The sequence below is a fragment of the Acidaminococcus sp. AM05-11 genome (assembly GCF_003472805.1).
Taxonomy (GTDB): domain Bacteria; phylum Bacillota; class Negativicutes; order Acidaminococcales; family Acidaminococcaceae; genus Acidaminococcus; species Acidaminococcus hominis.
In genome coordinates this window covers 90,627-113,422 of record NZ_QRMX01000002.1, presented here as the reverse complement: position 1 = coordinate 113,422, position 22,796 = coordinate 90,627, and the positions used below count along the sequence as shown (strand labels likewise).

Annotated in this window: 23 protein-coding genes, 1 other RNA gene, 1 pseudogene and 2 other annotated features; of the genes and pseudogenes, 22 read left to right on the top strand and 3 right to left on the bottom strand. The window is 49.8% G+C overall.

The annotated features are described in order from the left end of the window. The 18 genes and pseudogenes from DW089_RS01720 (at position 1) to DW089_RS01630 (ending at position 15,751) form a co-directional block, all read left to right on the top strand. Positions 1-783: a class I SAM-dependent methyltransferase gene (locus DW089_RS01720; protein WP_233547528.1), complete on the top strand. Its 783-nt coding sequence runs from the start codon at positions 1-3 to the stop codon at positions 781-783. Beyond that, positions 773-1,705, top strand: coding sequence for a tRNA (adenosine(37)-N6)-dimethylallyltransferase MiaA (gene miaA, locus DW089_RS01715; protein ID WP_118286688.1), 933 nt, complete (start codon positions 773-775; stop codon positions 1,703-1,705). Before DW089_RS01720 ends, miaA begins: the two co-directional genes overlap by 11 nt. A gap of 15 nt (positions 1,706-1,720) precedes the next feature. Then, the gene (gene hfq, locus DW089_RS01710) at positions 1,721-1,972 is read left to right on the top strand and encodes an RNA chaperone Hfq (protein ID WP_105325640.1); all 252 of its coding nucleotides are present in this window, start codon (positions 1,721-1,723) and stop codon (positions 1,970-1,972) included. Further along, entirely contained in the window at positions 1,965-2,870 is a 906-nt protein-coding gene (gene xerD / locus DW089_RS01705) for a site-specific tyrosine recombinase XerD (RefSeq protein ID WP_199614435.1), read from the top strand. Before hfq ends, xerD begins: the two co-directional genes overlap by 8 nt. A 10-nt stretch (positions 2,871-2,880) precedes the next feature. After that, a complete protein-coding gene (locus tag DW089_RS01700; RefSeq protein ID WP_105325638.1) occupies positions 2,881-3,852 on the top strand; it encodes a divergent polysaccharide deacetylase family protein in 972 nt (323 codons plus the stop codon). Between the two features lie 12 nt (positions 3,853-3,864). Then, the gene (gene htpX, locus DW089_RS01695; protein WP_118286686.1) at positions 3,865-4,725 is read left to right on the top strand and encodes a zinc metalloprotease HtpX; all 861 of its coding nucleotides are present in this window, start codon (positions 3,865-3,867) and stop codon (positions 4,723-4,725) included. A 173-nt stretch (positions 4,726-4,898) separates the two neighbouring features. Further along, positions 4,899-6,119 (top strand): annotated as a pseudogene (locus DW089_RS01690) (sodium/glutamate symporter). Positions 6,120-6,708: 589 nt separating this feature from the next. Continuing rightward, positions 6,709-7,419, top strand: coding sequence for an anaerobic ribonucleoside-triphosphate reductase activating protein (locus DW089_RS01685; RefSeq protein WP_118286685.1), 711 nt, complete (start codon positions 6,709-6,711; stop codon positions 7,417-7,419). A 384-nt stretch (positions 7,420-7,803) separates the two neighbouring features. Then, positions 7,804-10,188, top strand: a complete 2,385-nt coding sequence (locus DW089_RS01680) for a ribonucleoside triphosphate reductase (RefSeq protein ID WP_118286684.1) — start codon at positions 7,804-7,806, stop codon at positions 10,186-10,188. A gap of 121 nt (positions 10,189-10,309) precedes the next feature. Next, positions 10,310-10,656, top strand: a transfer-messenger RNA (tmRNA) gene (ssrA, locus tag DW089_RS01675). Between the two features lie 579 nt (positions 10,657-11,235). After that, the gene (locus tag DW089_RS01670) at positions 11,236-11,466 is read left to right on the top strand and encodes a hypothetical protein (protein WP_105325633.1); all 231 of its coding nucleotides are present in this window, start codon (positions 11,236-11,238) and stop codon (positions 11,464-11,466) included. Positions 11,467-11,827: 361 nt separating this feature from the next. Then, complete coding sequence (locus DW089_RS01665) at positions 11,828-12,091, top strand: hypothetical protein (RefSeq protein ID WP_105325632.1); 264 nt, start codon at positions 11,828-11,830, stop codon at positions 12,089-12,091. A gap of 127 nt (positions 12,092-12,218) precedes the next feature. Then, positions 12,219-12,482, top strand: a complete 264-nt coding sequence (locus DW089_RS01660) for a hypothetical protein (protein WP_105325631.1) — start codon at positions 12,219-12,221, stop codon at positions 12,480-12,482. A 249-nt stretch (positions 12,483-12,731) separates the two neighbouring features. Continuing rightward, positions 12,732-13,040: a hypothetical protein gene (locus DW089_RS01655; protein WP_105325630.1), complete on the top strand. Its 309-nt coding sequence runs from the start codon at positions 12,732-12,734 to the stop codon at positions 13,038-13,040. Between the two features lie 47 nt (positions 13,041-13,087). After that, a complete protein-coding gene (locus tag DW089_RS11305) occupies positions 13,088-13,471 on the top strand; it encodes a hypothetical protein (protein ID WP_105325629.1) in 384 nt (127 codons plus the stop codon). 120 nt (positions 13,472-13,591) lie between these two features. Beyond that, entirely contained in the window at positions 13,592-13,789 is a 198-nt protein-coding gene (locus tag DW089_RS01645) for a helix-turn-helix domain-containing protein (protein WP_105325628.1), read from the top strand. Positions 13,790-14,468: 679 nt separating this feature from the next. Then, on the top strand, positions 14,469-15,326 hold the full coding sequence (locus tag DW089_RS01635; protein WP_158572305.1) for an ATP-grasp domain-containing protein: 858 nt from the start codon (positions 14,469-14,471) through the stop codon (positions 15,324-15,326). A gap of 155 nt (positions 15,327-15,481) precedes the next feature. After that, the gene (locus tag DW089_RS01630; RefSeq protein ID WP_105325626.1) at positions 15,482-15,751 is read left to right on the top strand and encodes a hypothetical protein; all 270 of its coding nucleotides are present in this window, start codon (positions 15,482-15,484) and stop codon (positions 15,749-15,751) included. A 129-nt stretch (positions 15,752-15,880) separates the two neighbouring features. On the opposite strand, the gene DW089_RS01625 is transcribed toward DW089_RS01630, so the two are convergent. Further along, positions 15,881-16,525: a lactate utilization protein gene (locus DW089_RS01625; protein WP_105325625.1), complete on the bottom strand. Its 645-nt coding sequence runs from the start codon at positions 16,523-16,525 to the stop codon at positions 15,881-15,883. A 218-nt stretch (positions 16,526-16,743) separates the two neighbouring features. Beyond that, positions 16,744-16,954 (top strand) — a binding site (T-box leader). A 57-nt stretch (positions 16,955-17,011) separates the two neighbouring features. Between DW089_RS01625 and thrS the strand changes: the two genes are divergently transcribed. The 4 genes from thrS (at position 17,012) to rplT (ending at position 20,228) form a co-directional block, all read left to right on the top strand. Then, the gene (gene thrS / locus DW089_RS01620) at positions 17,012-18,916 is read left to right on the top strand and encodes a threonine--tRNA ligase (RefSeq protein ID WP_370450901.1); all 1,905 of its coding nucleotides are present in this window, start codon (positions 17,012-17,014) and stop codon (positions 18,914-18,916) included. 44 nt (positions 18,917-18,960) lie between these two features. Beyond that, positions 18,961-19,069: a sequence feature (ribosomal protein L20 leader region), on the top strand. A 55-nt stretch (positions 19,070-19,124) separates the two neighbouring features. Next, positions 19,125-19,628 carry a translation initiation factor IF-3 gene (gene infC, locus DW089_RS01615; protein WP_199614478.1) on the top strand — a complete coding sequence of 168 codons (504 nt, stop codon included), beginning with the start codon at positions 19,125-19,127 and terminating at the stop codon, positions 19,626-19,628. Positions 19,629-19,645: 17 nt separating this feature from the next. After that, positions 19,646-19,843 carry a 50S ribosomal protein L35 gene (rpmI, locus tag DW089_RS01610; RefSeq protein WP_118286682.1) on the top strand — a complete coding sequence of 66 codons (198 nt, stop codon included), beginning with the start codon at positions 19,646-19,648 and terminating at the stop codon, positions 19,841-19,843. 31 nt (positions 19,844-19,874) lie between these two features. Continuing rightward, on the top strand, positions 19,875-20,228 hold the full coding sequence (gene rplT, locus DW089_RS01605) for a 50S ribosomal protein L20 (protein ID WP_105325621.1): 354 nt from the start codon (positions 19,875-19,877) through the stop codon (positions 20,226-20,228). Between the two features lie 146 nt (positions 20,229-20,374). Here rplT and DW089_RS01600 read toward each other — a convergent pair whose 3' ends face one another. Beyond that, positions 20,375-20,968, bottom strand: coding sequence for a nitroreductase family protein (locus tag DW089_RS01600; RefSeq protein ID WP_105325620.1), 594 nt, complete (start codon positions 20,966-20,968; stop codon positions 20,375-20,377). A gap of 133 nt (positions 20,969-21,101) precedes the next feature. Next, positions 21,102-22,682: a GDSL-type esterase/lipase family protein gene (locus DW089_RS01595; protein WP_118286681.1), complete on the bottom strand. Its 1,581-nt coding sequence runs from the start codon at positions 22,680-22,682 to the stop codon at positions 21,102-21,104. Positions 22,683-22,796: the final 114 nt, after the last annotated feature.

The following is a 22,796-nucleotide window of genomic DNA, read 5'->3' as shown; positions in this document are numbered from 1 at the left end:
GTGGACTATGCAGTAACAGTGGGCCGCAAAGGCGGCACGGACCAGGTGCTGGAAGCCCAGGCCTGGGCCAAAGAGCTGCACCTGCCCTTCCTGGAGAGGGAAGGGGGCCTGGAAAAAATGCTCCGCCGGTACGGGCTGAAGGCCTTATTGGCAGCCACCCGGCTGGGACCCCAGGTGTATACGGAGCAGGGGGTTATGCGCTACCATCCCGGCATGGCCATGCTCCGCATCAAAGTGATTAAAAGAGGGGAGCCGGACCATCTGGCGCGAGCCTGCCAGTTAAAGCCCGGAGATCGGTTCTTTGATGGGACTCTGGGCCTGGGGGCGGACGCAGCGGTGGCGTCCTTTTTGGTAGGACCTACCGGGTATGTGCTGGGAACGGAGGCTTCCCCGGTTATCTACAAAATGACCTCCCTGGGTCTTAAAAACTACAGTGAAGGAGAATCTGACTTTTTGGCAGCCCTGCGGCGGATAGAGGTACGTCACGGTATTACGAAAGACCTTTTGCGGCAGCTGCCGGACAATTCTTTTACGGTGGTGTACCTGGACCCCATGTTCCAGCGGCCGGTGGAGGGTTCCTCCAGCATGACTTCCCTGCGGCCAGCTTCCTACAAGCACCCTTTGGACCGGGAAACCGTGGAGGAGGCTCTGCGGGTGGCACCTCGGGTAGTGATCAAGGAGCGCTTCCGGGAAGTATTGGAAAACCTGGGTGCCCAGGAAATCCAGGGCGGCCGCTACAGCAAGGTAAAATACGGAATTGTCAGGAGGAATCATGGAAACTAAACCTAAGGTGATTGTTATCACCGGCCCTACGGCTACCGGCAAAAGCCACTGTGGCATCCGTTTAGCCCAGGAGCTGGATGGAGAAATCATTTCCGGGGATTCCATGTGCGTTTTCCGCCGGATGAATGTAGCTACGGCTAAGCCTACGCCGGAAGAACTGGCCCTGGTGCCCCACCATCTTATTGATATTTTGGAACCCAATGAAAAATATTCGGTGGTGGATTTTCAGCAGCAGGCCGATGCCCTGATTAGAGATTGCCAGGCCAGGGGCAAGATGCCCATTATTGTAGGGGGAACTGGGCTCTACATCAAGGCACTGCTGGAGAAGTACGAATTTTCTTCGGTGGATGAATCTGCCAAGCTACGCCGGGAATTAGAGGAGTTTGCCGAACATAACGGCAATGCAGCCCTTTACCAGCGCTTAAAAGAACTTGATCCACAAGCCGCTGCACAATTGAAGATTAACGACAGAAGGCGTATAATAAGAAGTGTAGAAACCATACTGGGCGGAGACAGGGTTTCGGTGGAAAGGGCCCCGGAAAGCCCCTATGAAGCCGCTGTCTATGGCTTGATTATGCCCAGGGAAATTTTGTACCAGCGGATTAACCGCCGGGTTGACATCATGGTGGAACAGGGTTTGTTTGAGGAAACCAAGGCACTTCTGGAGGAAGGCGTCGAGGGGGATGCCCAATCTATGAAGAGCATTGGCTACAGACAGGTCCTGCGCTATTTTGATGGGGAGTGGAGCAGGCAGGAATGCATTGACAAAATCAAGCAGGCCACCCGCAACTTTGCCAAACGGCAGATTACCTGGTACAAGAAAATGCCCTATATCCATTGGTTTGAACTGACAGAACCACCCTGTTATGAGGCTTGCATCAAAGAAATGATGGAGGACTTGCACCAAAAGAACTTTTACTAAGGGGAGTAAAGAATTATGACAACAACCACCAGCAAACCGCTAAATTTACAGGACAGCTTTTTGAACAAAGTCAGAAGTGAGAAACGGTCCATTGTGATCTATCTGCTGAACGGCTTTCAAGTAAGAGGAAAAGTATGGGGATTTGACAACTTTACTGTCATCATGGAGTCCGAGGGAAAACAGCAGCTGATCTATAAGCACGCTATTTCTACCATCGCACCCTTGGAGGCAGAACCTGTCTTAGTCCTAAAAAAAGGGAATGATTAGGGTGACACTAAAAAACAAGCTGGAAAAAGAGATCGAAACCTTTCTGGACTATCTGACCGTAGAGTTGGGGCTCTCGGTAAATACCAGAGAGTCCTACGGCAGAGATTTGCGCCTGTTTGCAACCTGGACCAAGAAAAGCCTCTCGGAAATTACCCGGGATGATATCGTCCAATATTTGCAGGTGCTGAAAGCTGAAAACTATGCAGCTACTTCTTCCGCCCGGAAACTGGCCGCCCTGAAGTCGTTTTTCCGTTTTATGGTAACGGAAGGCTACATCAAGGATGACCCGTCGGAAGTGGTAGAGGCTGGCAGCCGCGGTATGTTGCTGCCCAAGGTCCTGAGCCTGGACGAAGTAAAGCGTTTGTTTGCCCAGCCCAACCTGAGCCAAAACGAGGGCTTTCGGGACCGGACCATGCTGGAGGTCATGTACGCCACCGGCATGCGGGTCACAGAATTGCTGAGCCTGACGGTCTCCAGCGTAAATCTGCAGACCCATTACGTCATTGCCTATGGCAAGGGCTCTAAGGAACGGCTTATTCCTTTGGGGAAATATGCTGTGTCCTATTTGGAAGAGTACATCAACCGGGTGCGTCCTCATTTTCTGAAGGCGGGCCGGGAATGTGATCTGCTGTTTCTGACGGTGCGGGGTACCGGCATGACGCGGCAGCGTTTCTGGCAGATCATCAAAACCTACGGGCAGCAGGCTGGCATCAACAAGTCCCTGACGCCCCATATCCTGCGCCACTCCTTTGCCACCCATATGCTGGACAACGGAGCGGATCTGCGTACGGTGCAGGAACTTCTGGGACATGCGGATATTTCCACTACCCAGATTTATACCCATTTGACCAACAACCGCCTGAAGGCTGTGTACGACAAGGCACACCCCAGAGCGTAAAGGACAGATTATGAAAAAAAGAGCCACCAGAAGAAGCCAGCGGGGGAAACGGGGTCCCTTCCGCTGGCTGCTGGGACTGGCCGTATGTGCCGTCCTGGTGGGAATGGTGTATGCAGCCACAGGGCGAGGAACGGAGACGGTTCCTGGCTCTGCGGCCAAAACCATTACCGATACCGTGAAAAAGAATCTGCACCCGTCAGAGAAAACCCCGGAAACCAAAACCGAAAAACCACCGGCCAAGAAGACGGAGCCCCAGCAAAAGGCTTCGCCTTCTTCCGCTACAAGGGAGGAAGGTCCCCTGGCAGCGCTGTCCGGTCAAAAATATCACGGGAAACTGGCCGTCATTATCGACGACTGCGGCTACGCCCTGGATCCGGTACGGACCCTGACCAGCCTGCCTTTTCCGTTTAGTTATGCCGTGATTCCCTTTAAACCCAACAGCAGTGAGGCCCTGTCCATCATTAAGGGCAGCGGGCACATTGCCATGCTGCACCTGCCCATGGAACCTGTCAGCGGCGGCAGTTCTGAGACCCGGGCTGTACGGGTGGGGATGACCGCTGAACAAATCCAAAATTATACCCGCGAAGCCATCGACAGCCTGCCAGGAATCCAGGGGGTCAACAACCACCAGGGTTCCAAAGCCACCTCCGATGGGCCTACCATTCGGGCGGCGCTGAAGGTTATTGGCGGGGACGGCCTGTTCTTTGTGGACAGCCGGACCATCAGTACTTCGGTGGCAGAAAAAATTGCCCGGCAGGAAGGGATTCTTACGGGGCATAATAGTATGTTCCTGGATAACAGCAGCGATATTGCGGCCATTCAGGAGCGAATTGCGGAAGCCATCAAAGACGCGGACCGCTACGGAGCCATGATTGTCATCTGCCACGCCCGCCCCAACACGGCGGAGGCCTGGCGGCGCAGCGAAGCCGCAGTAAAGACTTCCGGCATTACCCTGGTCCCGGTAACGGACCTTTTGCAATAGGAGGAATCTGCAATGCTGAAAACGACCCTGCTCATGGGCTTTCTGACAGCCCTGATGCTTTTGATTGGTGATTATGTGGGAGGAACCAGCGGCATGACCTTTATGCTGGCTTTTTCCCTGTTGTCCAACGTACTGATGTATTGGTTCAGTGACAAAATGGTCATTGCCCAGTATCGGGCCAAACCGGTGGACGCCCAAAGTGCCCCCATGCTCTACGGCATTGTAGCCCGTTTGGCTGAGCGGGCTGGACTGCCCATGCCCAAAGTGTACGTGGTGGATACGGCTCTGCCCAACGCCTTTGCTACCGGCCGAAACCCGGAACACGCAGCGGTCTGCGTGACCACGGGCCTAATGGAAACCCTGGAACCCCGGGAAATCGCCGGCGTTCTGGGCCACGAAATGAGCCATGTCAAACACAACGATATCCTGATCAGCACCATTGCGGCCGGCATGGCCGGGGTGATTTCCCTGCTGGCCCGTTTTGCCTATTGGTTCGGCGGCAGCCGGGACGATGACCGGAGAAACCCGCTGGGGGCCATCCTGATTCTGGTGCTGACACCTTTGGCAGCAGCCATTATCCAACTGGCCATTTCCCGGACCCGGGAATATATGGCGGACCATACCGGGGGTGAGCTCTGCGGAGATCCTGACGCCCTGGCGGACGCCCTGGAAAAGATTGACGGCTACGCCCATATGCGTACCATGCCCCGGGCTACGGAAGCTACAGCCCATATGTTTATTATCTCGCCTTTTAGTGCCCGGGATGCTAAGGCCCTGTTCAGCACCCATCCGTCCACGGAGCAAAGAATCCAGCGGCTGCGGGCAGAAGCGGAAGAAATGAAACAAAAGGGCCAGATTGATCCCATTGTTTGAAAAGTACACCATTACAGAATCATTAAGAAAAAATTATAGGTGCAAATCTTCTGATAATTGCATTGAAATTTCATATGCAACATGATACAATAACCCTCAAGAGAAAGTCATGCAACTGGAGCGCTACATGATTTTCCAAAGAGGGTTTTTATTATTAGAGGGGGTATTATTTTATGGGACCTATGGTAATCAAATTATCCATGTTCCACACACTGGCTTTGGCTGTATTGTCTATCTGGTTTGGTAACTGGCTGAGAAGCAAGTTCTCCATCCTGAAGAAATATTGTCTGCCCGGTGCTGTAGTAGGCGGTACGATTTTTGCAATCATTTCTTTGGCACTGTATGAATTTGGCGTTTGTGAACTGAACTTCGATTACAAAGTAGCCAACAACCTGTTCTACTGTATCTTCTTCGCGGCTTCCGGTGCTGGAGCAAGCTTGTCCCTGCTGAAAACCGGTGGTAAGTATGTTGTCCTGTTCTGCATTTCCGCAGCCGTCCTGGCAGCCCTGCAGAACGCTCTGGCCATTGGCCTGGGCCAAGTTCTGCACGTTCCGCCGCTGATTTCTATGATGACCGGTTCCATTCCTATGACCGGTGGTCACGGCAACGCTGCTGCTTTTGCTCCGGTAGCTGTTAACATGGGCGCTCCGGCTGCCCTGGAAGTAGCTATTGCAGCTGCTACCTTCGGCCTGATTTCCGGTTCCATCATCGGTGGTCCGTTCGGCCGTTTCATTATCAGATGACATCACCTGGAAGATCCTTCCCAAGATGGTAAGGGCCTGTCTGCTGAAGAAACTGGTAATGCTACTGGTTTAGCCATCTACAAAGGGGACGTTATTCAAGCTATGTTCCTGATGATGCTGGCTCTGGGCGTTGGTGACGTTTTCATGGTAATCCTGAAACACTTCTCCATCAACTTCCCGATTCACGTATGCTGCATGTTGGGTGGTATTCTGGTACGTCTGTACTACGATTCCAAACCTGGCAACCATGACCGTCTGTACGAAGGCATTGACACCGTCAGCGACTTCTCCCTGGGTCTGTTCGTAGCTATGTCCATCATCTCCATGAAACTGTGGCAGCTGTCCGGTTTGGGCCTGCAGCTGTTCATCCTGTGCATGGCACAAGCTGTGTTCATCATCTTCTACTGCTACCTGGTAGACTTCCCGCTGATGGGCAAGGATTACGATGCAGCTATCATCTCCGTTGGCCATACTGGTTTCGGTCTGGGCGCTGTGCCTGTATCCATGACCACCATGACCACCGTCTGCGATACCTACAGATACTCCAAACTGGCATTCTTCGTAGTGCCCGTTATCGGCGGTTTCTTGAGCAATATCACCAACGCAGTGATCATCACCTGGTTCCTGAACTTTGCTCACGGCCTGATGTAATCTGGCCAGTTTCGCAGTCTTGGGTTTGCTCCAGAAGGCCTGCCAAGCAGCTATTCCGGTTTTCCGGAATGGCTGCTTTTTTACGTTGGAACCTGGGGAGAAGGGGAAGCCGGCAGTAAACTGCACAGGCTGGGTATTTGTCTGGAGGGTTCCCCGGGGGCGCGCCAGGTACTTTCGCGGGGCCGGGAATGGGAGACGTTTGGCTGGGCTGCGGGAGTGCCTGGCAGGTGACCCGCGCGGCTTTTTTGCAAACCACAAATTATGATTGAATTACTTAATGAATGAATATTCCAAAAATACCGACATAGAAAAATAATTATGCATATTGTATTATGTACACAAGATTGCTAGCTTGTAGAACTATAAGAAAAACTGAGGATTTCGGAAAAGCTGCAGCAAAGGGTCCGATTTGTGGTATCATAGGGAAGGTTATGTGCCGGAACTGGCAATGTGGTCCGGCACAGTATTAAACAACGGGCGAAGGGCTTTCCTGTCTGGGCAGGAGCCTTTTGCCAAAGCAGCGCGGCAGGCTGGGCTGGGCTTAGGCCCGTCTGACACGCAGCAGGAAATTTTGAAGGAGGCATGGCATATGTTCATTGCGGGCTGGCAAAAACTCAGTCTGGTGGATTATCCGGATAAGGTGGCTTGCACCCTGTTTACCGGCGGCTGCAACCTGAGATGCCCCTATTGCCACAATAGTGAGCTTCTGGACGCCCAAATCCCGGCCCTTCATATCCCAGATATCCTGGAGTATTTAAGAAAGCGACAGGGCACTTTGGACGGTGTGGTGGTTTCCGGGGGAGAACCCTGTATGCAGCCGGACCTGGCAGATTTTTTGGGAGAGCTGAAACAACTGGGGTATCTGACCAAACTGGATACCAATGGCTGCTATCCAGCGGTGCTGCAGGAACTGCTGGACAAAAAGCTGGTAGACTACGTGGCCATGGACATCAAGAATTCTCCCCAGGGCTATGCTGCAGCCAGTGGGGTGGAGCAGGTGCCCTTGGACCTGATTTTGCAGAGCCTGCGGCTGCTCTTTTCTCATAAAACGGCCTTTGAGCTGCGTACCACCACTGTGGCACAGCTGCATACCAAGGAACGGTTTCAGGAACTGCAGAAGGCGTTTTTGCCCCTGGTAGAGGCCTACGGCAGGAAGATTCCCGCCTACTACCTCCAGGCCTTCCAGGACCGGGATACGGTACCCTTTGCCGGCCTTTCTGCTCCCACCAAAGAAGAACTGGAAGCCTATGCGCAATTGCTGCGGCCGGTGGCGGACAAGGTGGCACTCCGGGGCGTTTAGCAGGAACCTGGCGGAGCAGCTGGCGGACAACCGCTGGCTGCTTGACTTTTGTGAAATTATTTTTAGACAGCGAATATTTGTTTATGCTGCTTGGACAGGTGTTTTTGAAAAAATTCGGAAAATTTTCCTCTTGACACAAGATACAGGTCAAGAGGAACGCAAAATTTCTTTTTTCCAGGGACCTGACCTTACACTCAGAACGGGAGAGAACCCATGTACTGGGGCTTTGGGAGATTTCCGTGAAAAATTGTTAAAAAGCGTAAACATACTATATATAGTATTTATTAAAATAAACAATACATCATATTGACAACACCCGGGAAACGGGGTAGAATAAACAAGCACACAGAAATTGCGAAATCGAAATGAAAGAGGGAATCAGCCATGTATTCGGTGGTAAAAAGGGATGGCAAAATCGTAGACTTCGAAATTGCCAAAATCAGTAAGGCAATTACAAAGGCCTTTGAGGCACTGCATAAGAACTATCATCCCAGTATTATCAATATGATGGCTCTGCAGGTGACAGCTGACTTTGACCCTAAGATCAAAAACGACCTGATTGGTGTGGAAAGCATCCAGGACAGCGTGGAAAAAATCCTGTCCGATGCGGGCTATGCTGATGTGGCCAAGGCGTATATCCTGTACCGGAAACAAAGAGAACAGGTTCGCAACGTGAACTCCGCTTTGCTGAACTACAAGGACCTGGTGGACAACTACCTGAAAGTCAACGACTGGCGGGTAAAGGAAAATTCCACTGTGACCTATTCTGTAGGCGGTCTGATCCTGTCCAACTCCGGTGCCATTACAGCCAACTATTGGCTCAACGAAATTTATGACAAGGAAGTGGCGGATGCCCACAAGAGCGCTGCCATGCACATCCACGACCTGTCCATGCTCACCGGCTACTGCGCCGGCTGGAGCCTGAAACAGCTGATCCAGGAAGGCCTGGGCGGCATCCCCGGCAAGATTACTTCTTCCCCGGCCAGCCACCTGTCCACCCTGTGCAACCAGATGGTAAACTTCCTGGGGATTATGCAGAATGAATGGGCAGGAGCCCAGGCGTTCTCTTCCTTTGACACCTACCTGGCACCCTTTGTAAAAGTGGACCACCTGTCCTACAAAGAAGTGAAGCAATGCATCCAATCCTTTATTTACGGCGTGAACACTCCCTCCCGGTGGGGCACCCAGTCACCGTTCTCCAACATTACTCTGGACTGGACGGTTCCCGAGGACCTGAAGGACGTGCCGGCCATTGTAGGCGGCAAAGAATGCGACTTTACCTACGGCGACTGCAAAGCCGAAATGGATATGGTCAACAAGGCCTTTATCGAAAACATGATTGAAGGGGACGCCAACGGCCGCGGCTTCCAGTATCCCATTCCCACGTACTCCATCACCAAGGACTTTGACTGGAGCGACACGGAAAACAACCGGCTGCTGTTTGAAATGACCGCCAAATACGGTACCCCGTACTTCTCCAACTATATCAACTCCGACATGAAACCCAGCGACGTCCGCAGCATGTGCTGCCGTCTGCGCCTGGACCTGCGGGAACTGAGAAAGAAGTCCGGCGGCTTCTTCGGTTCCGGGGAATCCACCGGTTCCGTAGGGGTTGTCACCATCAACCTGCCCCGGATTGCCTACCTGGCCAAGGACGAAAAGGACTTCTATGGCCGTCTGGACCATATGATGGATATTGCCGCCCGGAGCCTGAAAACCAAGAGAACGGTCATCACCAAACTCCTGGAGGCCGGCCTGTACCCCTATACCAAACGGTACCTGGGCACCTTCAACAACCACTTCTCCACCATTGGCCTGATTGGTATGAACGAAGTAGGCCTGAACGCCAACTGGCTCCGGAAAGACCTGACCCATCCGGAAACCCAGAAGTTTGCCAAGGAAGTGCTGCTGCACATGCGGGAGCGCCTGAGAGACTACCAGGAACAGTACGGCGACCTGTACAACCTGGAAGCAACCCCGGCAGAATCCACCACCTATCGGCTGGCCAAGCATGACAAGGAACAATATCCTGACATCATTACCGCCAACGAACACGGTACCCCGTACTATACCAACTCTTCCCACCTGCCTGTGGGCTACACCGAAGATATCTTCTCCGCCCTGGACGTCCAGGATGAACTGCAGACCCTGTACACTTCCGGTACCGTTTTCCACGCCTTCTTGGGCGAGAAACTGCCGGATTGGAAATCCTCTGCCGCCCTTGTGAAGAAGATTGCCGAAAACTACAAGCTGCCCTATTTCACCCTGTCTCCTACCTATTCCATCTGCAAGGAGCACGGCTATTTGGACGGCGAGCAATACACCTGCCCGTACTGCGGCGGAAAAACCGAAGTCTACAGCCGGATCACCGGGTACTATCGGCCGATTCAGAACTGGAACGACGGCAAGGTACAGGAATTCAAGGACCGGAAGGTTTATGACCTGGCCCATTCCTACCTGCACAAAGCAGAACCCAGTAAGGCAGAACGCCCTGTATTTATGGTAAAGGAAGAACAGGCTCCCAGCACGGCCCAAAGCAACTGGATTCTCTTTGGTACCCATACCTGCCCCAACTGCAAGCGGGCGGTACAGGAACTGAAAGCCAAGGGAGCTGATTTCCGGGAAATCTTCGCGGAAGAACATCCTGAACTGGCAGAGAAATACCAGGTGCAAAGCGCACCCACCTTGCTGGTAAAGAGCGGCGAGGAACTGTCCAAGATTGAAGGCTTTGGCCCCATTCGGGCATTCCTGCAAAAACAAAGCCAGTAAACTTAACTAGGAATGGAAGAAGACCTGCTGCGGCAGGTCTTCTTTTAGACTGGGCAGGGAATTTTATCAGCTTTACAAAATAGGAAATTCCATGCTATAATAAATTGTTACAAATACCCTTGGGGATGTACCGGTTTCGACGGGGGTAGATGTGGTGTGATAAGCGAGCTGGGATTCCATCAACCCCATTAAACGGTGGAAACGCGTTATAAACGCAGACGATTCTTACGCTTTAGCAGCTTAAATGCTAACGTCTCCCTTCTTCATTCCTGCTGAAGAAGAGCAGACGACACTTGCAGGATACCCATGGACCAATTCTCGGAGGCCTGTGGGGAAACCCATCGAGATAGCAGCTGATTAGCCCGCCGTTAGGCGATGAGGCTGCGAAATAAAGTATGACGGATGCGCTCGGAGAAAGTTGCATGACAATGCTTTCGGACAGGGGTTCGACTCCCCTCATCTCCACCATCTTTCGGATTGAAACCGTGACGGTTTAGCAAGAACCGCAGCAAGCCTGAATAAGGCTGGCTGCGGTTCTTTTTTGTTTGCGGAAAAGGGGCGCGGAGGAGTATCCTGCCAAAAGTGCACATATTTTGCACACAGGCCATTTCAGGTTTCCCTCAAAAAGTGGAATTGCACACAGCTTGCTGCAGGAACTGACCGTTCTTTTACCCATACTTTCTGCTATACTGATATTAGAAGAGCAAAGAGAAGAAAGTTTATAAGTTCACTAGCACTGCAACAACCAGGGCACAGCAATCAACTGAGGAGCAGTCAAAGGCAGAATATAATCTCTGTAAAGGAGCTGATGCCAACTGGAAAAATTTAAAAGATCGACAGGAGTCGATGTTTAGGAACACGGTTTTTTGAATTCAAGAGATGAATATACTAAAGAAGAAATTGAAGACCATAAAAGTGACAATAGAACAACACAAGAAAGACTGCTTCCAAAAGGGTGAGATATATCGGCAATGAGAATAAAGAAATTGTTGGAAAAACAACAAGATAATTGGCCGATGAGGAAAGAAAGGAGGGTGTGGATATATTATGAACAGCCAAATCTTAAAAGATAGAATCAGTTCTTTATTTACACACGTACTCTTTGATTACAAGGGTATTCATTGTGGGGTAGACCCATTTTCAGCACATGAATTCGACGTGTGGTATGGTGATAAATACGAAACAATGAAAAGCATTGAGGAAGTTATGAACAAACCTTTTTTTGATGGTAAAAGCCTGTCGGAAATATCTTCAGAAATAGAAAATGTTGAGTTATAGAGGCTGTGAAAAAATGAAAATAAACTTCCTCAGTCAGCCGTGCTGGCTGATAACTCCTTAGCAGTTCACCGTATCCAAAGCAGCTACGCACCAAGGTAATTTCTCTTTGGACGGCTGTTGTATGGCTCACATTAGACAAGAGCCTTGTAGTCCCCTGTTATGCTCTAGGATGTGAGCGAAATACTGAAGGGGCCAATTCGTACCCATAAGGTTTCCAGTGTTTATCAATAATAGCACTATAGTTCAGTCAGTAGTTGACCAGCAGGGGCTGTTTTACATATTAGAACTCGATTTATCAATGAAGTGGCATCAGCTATAGTTCACAAGGCCGATATAATCTTTATTGGAAGGAGGGATTTCGATGTCTGTACTGAAGTATTGGAATAAACGAATACCGGAGATTGAAAAATATTGTGCCGAACATCATCTTTCCGTCAAAAAATTTAGAGCCGCAAGAAAGTGTTTTGGGCCAGATGATTATTGCGTTCTTGCTGATACTCCTCCCAATTACGATGTGAATGCTCCCCTGCCTCCTGCATTGATTGTTAGAAGTCAAGGTGATGCGTTGACTTTTGAGCAGACCGAGTATACGCAGAAAACTTTGGGCAATGATGATGAAGACTAAAAATGGAGTGAAGGGTGCTGCAACCATTATTTCGGCGGCAGCGTCGCTGCTGGGCAGGTAAAAGCACTTCTGTTTTGGCAGGGTACGCTTTATGCCTGTATAAAATTTATGAGAAGGGATGATTTCGATGTCAGATGTTAAGTATTGGGAAAAACGAATACCGGAGATTGAAAAATATTGTGCCGAACATCATCTTTCCGTCAAAAAATTTAGAGCAGCAAGAAAGAGTTTTGGACCAGATGATTATTTCGTTCTTGCTGATACCCCTCCAAATTACGATCTGAATGCCCCCCTGCCTATTGCCTTGATTGTTATAAGTCAGGGTGATGCGTTGACTTTTGAGCAGACCGAGTATACGCAGAAAACTTTGGGCTATGACGATGAAGACTAAGAACGGATTTAACGTGTGCCATAATCGTTATCTCGGCGGCAGCGTTGTTGCCAGGCAGCTAAAAGCTCTTCTGTTTTGGCAGAGTACTTTTTAATACCGCAGGCGAAAAAGATTGTGTTTCATTGATTCTGCATGTATTGGAGTAATAAAATCTGATGCCTATTTATTTGCCCTTCATTGGTACAGAAATGCTAATATGAAATTCAATGTTTGATTTAAATCAAAAGTATTAAGAGAAGGTGATGTGCCGTGAAGAAAAAAATTGTTGGAAAAGTGCGTTATGTAGGTCCGGATTTAGGTGTTACTTTATTAAAATCTAATGTGATTTATGATGTGGTAGGCATTGAACCACCTTTCATTCGCGTAATTGATGAGTCAGAGGAAGATTATCTTTACTACATGTTAAGGCCGCAATCCCTTGATAAAGAAGGACTGTACGGGAAATTTGAAATCGTGGAAGATGAAGACGGACTACTTGCAGAGGCAATGGCTAGACAAGAAGAAATAAAAAAAGAGTATTTGAAAACGCACCCGCCTTTAGTGAGAGAAGAAAAATAAGCTGACGATTTTTATAGATGAAGTATAAAAATTAGTTAATAATTTCCATGGAATTGAATAAATTTTGCATAGTAATAACGGAGGATAGAATCGAAGAGGTTATAGAAGACACGGTAGTAGGTAGTTTGCCTTACATAACAACGAGAAGCAGGAACAAAAGGGTTTACAATTTACTACCCAAAGACAGAAACTCATGTCGTATCAAGGCGGGTGGAACGATAATGAAAAACATATATGAATATTTAGGCCGAAACGTGGAAATAATCGACGTGGACGAAAAGAGTTGGAAAGGTCACGTGTCCGGTTACTATCCAGCTGGTGAAATAGAAGATGATGAAGATGAATTTATAGTTTTAGACGTACCAGGAATTGAAAATAAGGGATTCACTTTTTACCCTTCTGAAATAAAATCAATAAGAGAGCTTGATTAAGCCCCTATTTCGGGTAATTGTTGCAGTAGCTGTTGTTGCTTATACTGCGCGGGAACCATTTGACGATATGCCTGCAAACGGGCATAATAAGAGCATAGATACATTTTGGGGGTGAATGGAATGTTGCTGGATGAGGTGATGACAGCTGCGGAAGCAGCGGAAATTTGGGGAAAATCTCCTGTTACGGTGCAGCAGGCATGTACGGGGTATAAAGGAAATGCTCCCCGGTTTTTGCCAACCGAAGCCAGAAAGGCTGGCCGGATTTGGCTGGTGACCCGGGAAGGAATGAACCGGCTGTATGGTGAACCGAAGAAATAAGCAACAAGAAGGGAGTCCCTGCGAGGGGCTCCTTTTTTGTTTGGTTCAAATTGTACTGGGCAGCCGGGAAGAAAACGACAGCAAAACTTCTGGGAGCTTTTTTGACCAGGACATCTGCTATACTGAAGGGAGAAGAAAAACTGGAGGGATTTTAAAAACTGCAAACGTTTTACAGTGTGGCTAGCTGTGAAAGAATCAGATCTTATTCAAGAGGCAAGGTCTTGTTTATGTTTCCAATATGTAAATGTATGACGTGCAAACATTATGCTGTTTATCCAAGGGAAGACATGATAGGCCGTCCTTATTGTGATGCTTTTCCTGAGGGAATCCCTAAGAAAATTTGGTGGGAAGAAATAAAGCACGATAAGCCGTATCCTGGTGATAATGGCTTGCGGTATGATGCTGCTTATGAATATACACGGCAAAAGCGTAATGGCAATAGGGCTTAGGGTGATTACGGGCTGTGGTATGAATCGTATGAGGAGGGGGGGAGAAACATGGACAAATATATTTCTTATCTGGCACTGGCAATATCTCTGATTGCACTGGCTTTGGCAATTTTGAAGTAAAGACAGGAGGGATTTGATACTTTGCCAAGAAGCGACAAAATCTGTATAGCGCAGGCACCGAATGCAGGAGGTTTTATATAAGAAAAAAGGTAGTGATGGCGTTGGTGAGTATGCTTATTTTTCCTTCCAGTTATTTTGACCCTAAGAAAGTAGATGAGGAATTGCGAGAGGAGTACCTGGCAGCATTGGGTACTGGATTGTTTCGAGCGACTTTATTTGGGTATGATGCCTGGTTTGAGGAAGGCAGACTGATTCTATCCACTGCTCCCGCAGAGCTTACAAGGGCGGTTTACAGGGGGTGGATGATGAAACCGGAGCAATATGAAAAATTTTATAACCTGCTGCTGAAGGAGAATATCCAATTAATTACCAGTCCGGAACAATATAAGTTGCTGCATACTTTTCCCAATGTGTATCCATACGTGGAGGCAGATACAGCGAAAATGCTGATTTATCCACTTCATGCGGAGATTCCAGTGGCTGAGCTTCAGAAACAGTTCTCCCGCTTCATGGTGAAAGACTATGTGAAGTCAGTTAAGGGAACAAAGTTCCCCAAATATTTTGATGCAGCGGTAACTCAGCAGGAGTTTGATTATTGGATGGGAGAATTTTACAAGTACCGGGGAGACCTGCTGACAGGCGGTATCTGTATTAAAGAGTACCTCCCGCTAAAACGGTATGAAAATCATACAAACGAATATCGAGTGTTTTACATCAACCATATACCGGCATCAATCAGTCGCAATTCGGGCCAAGGAACAGCTACCCCAAGGCCTCCGCAGAAGCTGATTGACCACTATCGCAGGCTGGGCAGCAATTACTACACCGTGGATTATGCCGAGTTAGAAGATGGAAATTGGAAAATTCTTGAGACTGGGGACGGCGGCGTTTCCGGACTACCGGATTCTGTAGACTATGAAACATATTACAAGACGCTATATGAGTGTCTTAATGGCTGCTCTACATAAGGTGGAACATGTGATTGCTTCAAAAAGAAATGTGGATGTAGGGTAGGTATGGGGATTGGGGAATCGGCTTTTTCTATAAAAATTTATTTTAAACCTGAAATTTCCAGGCTTGAAATAAACGAAATGGTATTTTAGACAATTTGGAGGCGAGAGAAATGGGTAAAAACAGCAGCAGAGCGAAAGCGTTGATTGAGGACCTGAAGGATTATAATCCGAGACTCTTAAAAGAGCTGAAACATCCCCAGGCCAGTCTGGAGAAATTCCTTGACGATGTGGAAGAACGGGAACAGGAGACCCTGGAAATCCTGAAACGGGACATTCCGGAAGGGCTGGACGAGCAGGAGTATGCGCGGGAACTGAATTGGAGACGGCAGCAGGCGCAAGAACTGGCCAACGAAGAGATAAACAGCCTTCTGAGGGGCTAATTTTGGGTAAAAGCCGGCGCCTTGTGAGACCCCGGGAAAAAGCGGAAAATCAGGAAGTCTCCAATTCACCAAGCTGGAAAATCAAAAAAGGCTGCCCAAGTACGGACAGCCTTTTATAGGATTTTGGCTTCAATAGCCCAGATTTTCTCCTACCAGAATCACTTTGATCCGGCCTTTGGGGCCGCCGTTGCGGCGGGTGTGGACCAACTGGTTGCAGATGCTGTCGGGGCTCAGGCAATCGGCACACATGCCATTGACCAGACAGGGTGTTTTGATGGCAAAGCGCTGGGTGTTGATGGGGGCAGCCACAGAACGGGCCCGGGCAATGGCGGCTTCCAGGGTGGGGGCAAATTTATTCATGCCCAAAATGACCAGAACCTGGTTGGGACCAAAACACAGGGCGGCTACCCGGTTGCCGTTGTTGTCCACGTTAAACAGCTGGCCGTCTTCGGTGGCGGCGTTGCTGCCCATAATGTAGGTGTCGCAGAGCAGGGCCTGGCGCATCAGCTCCCATTTTTCCGCAGGATTTTTGGCGGTATCCCGGTCAATCACCTTGTTGTGGGCCTTTACGTAGTCAAGCAGGCCGATTTGGGTGGCAGAAACGGTGCCGCCCCAGGAAACCACATCCGTGGCTGGAATCAGAGAAATGGCCTTGGACAGAGCTTCTTCCTGGGTGGGACAGTAATAGGCTGCAAAGCCCCGTTTTTCAAAATTCTTGGCCACCACAGGGCCCTTTTTGTCATACATGGTATGCATAGTATCAGAACGATCCATTTGAACTCCCCCTTTATAAGATGGATTGTAGCAGAGTGGGGGGCGTAGGGGAAACTGGAAGGCAGTAGAATTTTCAGCATTTTTTTAGATTGTACTTTCTATGTATGAAATGTTACATTTTATTCCAAAAAGCTTCCCGTAGGGGATTATTTTTGGAAAATGGTTCTCCGGGGTTGACAATATTTTCTCCCGTGGTATAATTAAGCCAATTTCAAAAGCCAAAGGTAATGCGAAGGACAAGCTGTCATAGATGCTGTACAGAGAAGTCGGAATGCTGAGAACCGACCCGGATAAGTGGCAGGTAACCACCTTCAAACCATCTGCTGAACCAATAGTAAGCCAGATCGTAATCCTGCGTTAAAGGGTCCGAGAGGGTTCGTATTGTCGAACCAATCAGGGTGGAACCGCGAGCTTAGGCCCGTCCCTATTACAGGGACGGGTTTTTTGTTTTGCCTGGCTAAGAATAGAGGAGGAACTATCATGTCAATGATTCAAGTAAAACTGCTGGATGGCAGTGTAAAAGAAGTTGAAGTAGGCAGCAGCTTGCTGTCCATTGCCAAGAGCCTGTCCCAGAAACTGGGCAAACAAGCCCTGCTGGCCAAGGTTGACGGTGTCAACAAAGATTTGAGCGATACCCTGGACCACGATGCCCAGGTGGAATTCGTTACTCCGGATTCTGAAGAAGGCCTCCATGCCATTCGCCATACGGCTTCCCATGTCATGGCCCAGGCCATTCAGCATCTGTTCCCGGGCACGAAGTTTGCCATTGGCCCTGCCATTGACAAAGGCTTCTACTATGACCTGGACAGTGAACACGTTTTTACGCCGGAAGATTTGGCTGCCATTGAAAAAGAAATGGGCAAAATCATCAAAGCCAACTATCCTCTGGTGCGCAATGAATTGCCCCGGGAAGAAGCTTTGGCCAAATTCAAGGCAAAAGATGAACCCTACAAGGTGGAACTGATTGAAGACCTGCCGAAAGATGCCGTTATCAGCACCTATACCCAGGGCGACTTCACCGACCTGTGTGCCGGCCCGCATTGCCCCTCCACGGGCCGTGTAAAGGCGTTCAAGCTTATGAGCATTGCTGGTGCCTACTGGCGCGGCGATGAACACAACAAGATGCTCCAGCGTATTTATGGTACGGCTTTTGCCACCAAAGAAGAACTGGAAGAATACCTGCATATGATGGAAGAAGCTGCCAAGCGCGACCACCGGAAACTGGGCAAGGAACTGGGTATCTTCATGCTCAGCGATTACGGCCCCGGCTTCCCGTTCTTCCTGCCCAACGGCATGATCATCCGCAATACGCTGATTGATTACTGGAGAGAAGTTCATAGAAAATATGGCTATCAGGAAGTTATGACTCCTATGATCATGAACCGGCAGCTGTGGGAAACCTCCGGTCACTGGGATCATTACAAGGAAAATATGTATTTCACCAAGATTGATGACCAGGATTACGCCATTAAACCCATGAACTGCCCCGGCGGCATGCTGGTTTACGCCAACACGCCCCACTCCTACAAGGAACTGCCCCTGCGGGTGGGCGAATTGGGCCTGGTACACCGCCATGAACTGTCCGGTGCCCTGCACGGCCTGTTCCGGGTACGCTGCTTCACCCAGGATGATGCCCATATCTTCATGATGCCCAGCCAGATTGAAAGCGTTATCCAAGAAACCATCCGGCTGTTTGACGAAGTATACGCTACCTTCGGCCTGACCTACCATGCAGAACTGTCCACCCGTCCGGACAACTCCATGGGTGACGACGCTACCTGGGAAATGACCACCGGCGCCCTGAAAAAAGCCATGGACGACTTCGGCCTGAAGTACACCATCAATGAAGGCGACGGCGCTTTCTACGGCCCCAAGATCGACTTCCATCTGAAGGATTCCATTGGCCGGACCTGGCAGTGCGGCACCATCCAGCTGGATATGCTGCTGCCGGAAAAATTCGATCTGACCTATACTGGCGAAGACGGGCAAAAACATCGTCCGGTTATGATCCACAGAGTGGTGTATGGGTCCATTGAACGCTTCATTGGTATCCTGATTGAAAACTATGCCGGTGCTTTCCCGGCTTGGCTGGCTCCGGAACAGGTTCGGGTAATGCCCATTACGGACAAGTACAATGACTACGCCAAGAAGGTAACGGACAAGCTGCTGGCCCTGAACGTACGGGTACATCTGGATGACCGGAATGAAAAGATTGGCTACAAGATCCGGGAAGCCCAGGTCAAGAAGGTTCCTTATATGCTGGTTATCGGCGAGAAGGAAGTGGAAAGCAACACGGTTTCCGTCCGCAGCCGCAGCGAAGGGGACCAAGGGGCTATGGACGTAGATGCTTTCACGGCCAAACTGTTGGATGAAATCAAAAACAAAAAATAAGAAATACGGTTGACAGTGGGGGGCCTCTGTGGTATTATAATCAAGTAACCAAGTAGAGGCCACCTGCTTCTCACCTTGCGGCAACGCTCGACAGGGTCATTGATACGTATTTTGAACGGGTGGACTTTGGTTCGCCCGTTTTTTATTTTTGAGAATTTGAGAAGTTGTGATTAACTGATGGAGGTGAGCAGTCATAGCGAAAGAAGAACTGCGAATTAATGAAGAGATTCGTGCTAGAGAAGTCCGCGTGAACTCTGCTGATGGTGAACAGCTGGGTATTATGTCCTTGAGTGAGGCCCTGAATCTGGCTGAACAACGGCATCTGGACCTGGTGGAAATTGCTCCGAAAGCAAAACCGCCGGTATGCCGGATTATGGATTATGGTAAGTACCAGTATGAACAGCAAAAACGGGAAAAAGAAGCCCGTAAGCGCCAGAGAGTGATCGATGTAAAGGAAGTTAAACTGCGTATCCGCATCGAAGACCACGATTTTGACGTTAAAACCAAAAACGCCGTCCGCTTCCTGGAAAGCGGTGACAAGGTAAAAGTGACCATTATGTTCAGAGGCCGGGAATTGACCCACCCTGAACTGGGTGAAGAATTACTGAATAAAATGGCGGATAAACTGCAGGAAATTGCTGTGGTTGAAAGAAAACCCAAACTCGAGGGCCGCAACATGATTATGATTGTGGCACCTAAAAGCGCCAAATAACAAGGAGGAAGTCAATTATGCCGAAAATGAAAACCCGCAGATCCGCTGCGAAACGTTTTAAAGTCACTGGTTCCGGTGAATTCAAACGCGCAAAAGCCTTCAAGAGCCACATTCTGGAGCACAAATCTCCTGCCCGGAAGAGAAATCTGCGTAAAGCCGCGCTGGTTCATAAGACTGACCATGAACGCGTAGCAAGAATGCTGCCTTACGCATAAGCACGATTAGAATCCAAGGAGGAGTAAGAGAATGGCAAGAATTAAAGTTGGTGTAACTGCTCATAGACGTCATAAACACATTCTGAAGCTGGCTAAAGGCTACAGAGGTTCCAAGAGCAAGCTGTTCAGAAAAGCTAATGAAACCGTAATGAAAGGCCTGATGTACGCTCGTCGGGACAGAAGAGCAAAGAAACGCGAATTCCGTCAATTGTGGATCGCTCGTATCAATGCTGCTACTCGTGCCAACGGCCTGAGCTACAGCCGTTTCATCTGCGGCCTGACCAAAGCTGGGGTTGAACTGGATCGTAAAGTTCTGGCTGACCTGGCTGTCAACGATGCTGCTGCTTTCGCAAAGCTGGTTGAAACTGCTAAAGCTGCCCTGTAAGACACACAAGATACTGTGGGAAATCCTACAGTATCTTTTTTTATGCCCAAAAAGTCGGAGAAAGGGGCAGAAGCGCTGGGGACGCAAAAAAAACGGCCCCCAGATCCCCGTAGGGACTGGAGGCCATGGTTAGGAGGTGCCTGGAATTAGAATACCTTTACCCGTTCATCAATGGGCAATTTGGTAATGGCATTGGGGGCCTGCAGGGCTTCCCCAAAGGGCATTTCGGCAATCAGCTGCCAGGAATCGGGAACCCCAAAGGTCTTTTTCACTTCTTCATCAATCAGAGGATTGTAATGCTGGATGTTGACACCCAAGCCCAAATCGGTCAGGGCCGTCCAAATGGCGAACTGCATCATCCCGTTGGCTTGTTGGGCCCAGATGGGGAAGTTGTCTGCATAGGCAGGGAATTGTTCCTGCATATTCTTTACGGTAGCTGTTTCGTCAAAGTACAGAATGGTACCATAGGCAGCGGCAAAGCCTTTGATTTTGTCTTCTGTGCGGCCAAAAGCTTCTGCCGGCACGATTTTCCGCAGGGTTTCCATTGTAATGTTCCAGATTTTGTCGTGATTTTCGCCGGTGGCAATGATAATCCGGCCGGACTGCATATTGAAGGCAGAAGGTACTTCATGGACCAGTTTCTGCACGGTTTCTACAACTTGTTCCTTGCTGACAGGGATATTTTTGCCCAGCGCGTAATTGGTACGGCGATTGGCAATGGCCTCTACAAAGTTTCTCATATATATTCCACCTTTCGTAGTTAATAATTATCCTTCTTTAATTATATAGGGTATATTTATAAAAAACAAGGGTGTAGGGAAATTATCTTGTATTTCCCTACACCTTCTGGTTTTTTGCTAGTCACTATGCAGTTTAGTTATGGTTTTGCTGGAGGGCGGCCATGATGCCGGGCCATTGGCTGTTGATGGCTTGGGCCATCAGCTGCTTGCCCCGGAAGTTCAGATGCAGCCCATCGGCAGCCAGACTGGTGGGCAGCTCCTGATTTTCGTCGATAACTCCGGACAGGTCAATGTGGTAGGGCTGGCTGCGGATCCAGTCGTTAACAAGCTTGAATTGGCTTTGCCAGTTGTCCGCCGTAGGCTCATCAAAGGCCTGCTTGATATTGGCCGGGTTGATGGGCGGCAAGGTCATGAAGATGGGAACAATCCCATTATCCGCACATTTTTGCCGGAGGGCATCCAGGTCGCTGATCACGGAATTGCCGCTGACCCAGCCCCGAAGGCTGTTGCTGCCGGTCATGATAATCAGGTATTTTACGTGGAAGGGCAGTACGTCCTTGTCAAAACGGTCCAGGGTAGCTGCGCTGGTATCGCCGCTTTCCGACAGATTGATGGAGTCAAAGTCCAGGTAGTACTGGTAGCTGTATTCCCAGTCGGAAGGGGAGTAGGACAGGTCGCCGCCCCCGTGGGAGATACTGTCGCCCAGGGTACCGATTTCCCAATTGTCATTGGGATTGGTGCGCAGGGGGAGAGGGTCGGTAAAGGGCCCCAGGGGCTTGTCGTTGTCGTCCATGGCCCGGACCCGCCAGTACATGGTATAGGGGGCGTAGTGGGAGCTGTCATCGTACCAGTCAAAGCCGGTGGAGCGGCCCCGCTCAAGCAGCTGCTTGTCCAAAGCCGGCAAGGTAGGGCTTACTTTGTTGGTTTTCAGAACTTCAATCTGGTAGTGGTCAGCGCCGTCCACGGGAATCCAGTTGTATACCGGGTAGAGCAGGGTGGTGCCGTTGCCGGTGTTGAAACGGGTCAGGGGCACCGGGGTCAGGTCCGGCTCCTCCTTGGGATTTACAAAGGAAACCTCTGTTTTGGACGGGGCGGATACCGGGTTGTCATCCAGGTCAAAGCCCTGTACGGTCCAGCGGATATTCCCTTGGGTACCCGGGGGCAGGATTACGTTCAGGCCTTCCACGTAGGCCCTTTGGGTGGGCATTTGGGTGTTGTTGGGCAGGGTAATGGTAAGGTCGTAGTAAACGGCGCCAACTACCTTGTTCCAGGTCAGGAAGGGCCGCAGGGAGGCGGGATCCGTCTGGGTGTAGTGGGACAGGATGGCGGGAATGGGCAGACCCGTAGCCGGGTCCACTTTGGCAGCGGGCTGCAGGGTGCTGTCCGCGTCCGTGGGCACGTCCTCATTATTGTCAGAATCTCCAGCAGGCTGTAAGGGGGCAACAGCTGTCTGCGGGGCAGCCTGAGTGTCAGTTGGCGCCGCAGCCGCTTCTGGAGCCGTCTTTGGGTTAGCCTTGGGCTGTTCTTTGGAGGTACTGGCAGCTTCTGGCTGAACCTCCCCCGGTTTTTCCTTGGCAGGGGGCAGCACCCCGTCTGCCGCTTGGGACGGTGCATCCGTTACCGCTGCGTGGACAATGGAGGGCAGAAGGAATCCTGTTTGGAGCAGAGAAGCCAGTACAAGCGTGGGAATCAATTTTCGTTTATGATAGGTCATAGTATCTTATACCTCAACTTTTTTAGAAATTGCGGGCAGTGTTTGTAAGACGTGTGCGTCAAGTACTGCTTAATATATTGTAGGAAATTTACCGGGAAAAAGCAAAGTTCTCCC